This window comes from Variovorax sp. 679, assembly GCF_003952185.1.
In the GTDB taxonomy this organism is placed as follows: Bacteria; Pseudomonadota; Gammaproteobacteria; order Burkholderiales; family Burkholderiaceae_C; genus Variovorax.
In genome coordinates this window covers 1-2,390 of sequence record NZ_RXFS01000036.1, presented here as the reverse complement: position 1 = coordinate 2,390, position 2,390 = coordinate 1, and the positions used below count along the sequence as shown (strand labels likewise).

Here is a 2,390-nt window from a genome sequence, read left to right as displayed (position 1 = left end):
CTGCAGTTCGGTCAGCCGGCCCAGCAGGTCCCAGTAGTACCTGAGCGAGCGGCCCGCGGCGTCGGTGCGGCCGGCGATCAGGCCGGCGCGTGTGTAGCTGTAGCGCGTGGCACGCCCGAGCGCGTCGGTGTGCTTGAGCAACCGGCCTTCGGCGTCGTGCTCGAACTGCTCGATCGTCTGGTCGGGCTGCACGACTTCCTCGAGCTGGCCGGCGGCGTAGCGATATCCGGTCGCGTTGCCGGCGGCATCGATGGCCTTGGTCAGCCGGCCCCGTTCGTCGTACTCCCAGCGGCTGGTCTTTCCCGAGCAGTCGGTGTAGCTGAGCAGTTGGCCCGATGCGGAGTAGGCCAGCGCCTTCACTCCCCCCTTCGCATCGGTGATTCGCACGGGCCTGCCAGCCTTGTCGTAGGCGTACTCAGTCTTGTGGCCCAGCGGGTCGATCTCTTCCGTGAGGTGGCCCTGCGCGTCGTAGTCGCGCTTCCACACGCCGCCTTCGGCATCGCGGACGCCAGTGAGGCGGTGCAGCGAGTCGTACTCGAAGTGCACGCGGCTGCCATCGGCGCGCGTGTGCGTCTGCAGGTTGCCGTCGGCGTCGTAGGTGTAGTCGTCGGTCGTGCCGTCGGTGTGCACGTGGCGCGTGATGTTCTTCGCATCATCCCTGAAGAACCACTCCTGCAGCCTGTCGGGGTGGATGATCCGGTAGGTGTAGCCCTCGATGTCGTAGTAGTGCCAGGTCTCACCGCCCAATGCGTCGGTCACGTAGGTCAGGCGAATGTTCCTGTCCCACTCCAGCTTCAGCGCGAAGCTGCCGTCGTCGGACCATTCGCGCACGGCCTTGGCATCTGCTCCCGTCCCGTCGTACTCGAGGTTCATGCCCCGGCCGGTGCGATCGGTGTAGCGGGTCACGAGGTGGTGGCTGTAGGTGTAGCTCCAGCTCGCGCCGTCTTCGTCCTGCGCGGCGACAAGGTCGCGCTCGGCATCGTGCGTATAGGCGGCCAGCTGGCGCACGACCTGGCCGTCCTTGAGCTCCCACAGCGACTGGATGAGTCCGGTCTGCGCATCGGGCTTCGTGCCCACGTGCGCCATGACGGCTTCGCCATGCTTGCTGATGATGTCGCTGAGCACGCGCTCGCCCGTTGCCGCAATGACGTGGTCGTAGCGCAGACCGATGGACATGCCGTCCTTCGCCTGCTGCGCGACGAGCCGGAAGTGCGGCTGCTTGCTGTCGACGTACTCGTAGATCTCGCGCCACTCGCCCTGCTCGCCCGCGGGCAGCGGCTTGCCGAAGTCCAGCACCAGCAGGCTCTCGCTCAGGCGCGAGAGGCTGACTTCCTCGATGCGGTCGAACCAGGTCTGCCCCACCTCCAGCGGCGGGTAGGCGTGGCTGCGGCCGTCGGCGGCGTGATGGACCAGGCTTGCCTTGCCCTGGCGTGCGCCGCGCACAGGCGTTGCCACGTCCACGCGCATGCTGTACGGGGTGATCCAGCGCGCCCCAAGGCTGCCGCGATCGAAGGCATCGAGGTCACTGGCGTAGGTGCGGGCCCACTCGATCGGCAGCGGCGCAGCAAGCACGAAATCGGTGTGCGTGAAGCTTTCGTTGCCGGTACTCAGGCTGATGGAAGCGCCTTTGCGTGCCGGCGCGGGGCAGTTCTTGCAGCCCCCGGTTCCCTGGGCTCCGGCCTGCTTGTTGATATGGCCAAGAGGCGTTCCCGGGTTTTCCTTCTCCGCCTTGGCCCCCGCCTGCGGAGGCACGATCGCCGCCCTCTTGCCCTTCTTCTTCAACAACGCATCCCGCAGCTTGTGCAGCAGCCACATGATGCTCGCCTGCGCCTCCTTGTTCGCCAGCGTCGACAACTGCCCTCTCAGCAGCCGCTTGAAGTCCAGCATCTGCGTGATCACGCCGTTGACCTTGCTTGCGACACCATCGGGCAACTGATTGGCGGCAGCCTTGGCAACGTAGTTCGCCGACTGCTTCGAGTACCGCACCGCCGTGCCCCACATCCGGCTCCACGTGCTCTGCGTCTTCGGGTCGTGCACCTTCGTTTCCGCCGCACCGGGCTTCGCGACCGTGAACAGGTCCTTCTGCCCCAGCACCCGACGCAGGATGTCCACCAGGTTGTCGATGATCTTGTCGGCCAGATCCGCGCAGCTCTTCAGGATGCCGTCGAGCTTCTCGATCGCACCGTCGATGAACTTGTCCAGCTCCCCCATGATGGTGGCGTTCAGGTGCCCCACCAGCGTCGTCACGATGGCCTCGCCCAGGTTCGACGCCGCCGTCTTCAGCTCCTGCTTCACCAGGTGCAGCGTCGGCCGCAGGCTCATGCGCGCCGCAGCCATGCTCGGCGGTATCGGGATCAGCCCGATCAGGTTGATGCCCAGGCTCACCCAAT

1 protein-coding gene is annotated in these 2,390 nt (G+C 66.3%); it reads right to left on the bottom strand.

Annotated elements, in window-relative coordinates; translation table 11 throughout:
• Positions 1-2,390, bottom strand: a 2,390-nt coding sequence (locus EJO71_RS34170) for a DUF6531 domain-containing protein (protein WP_164546986.1), incomplete at both ends; no start/stop codon positions are given.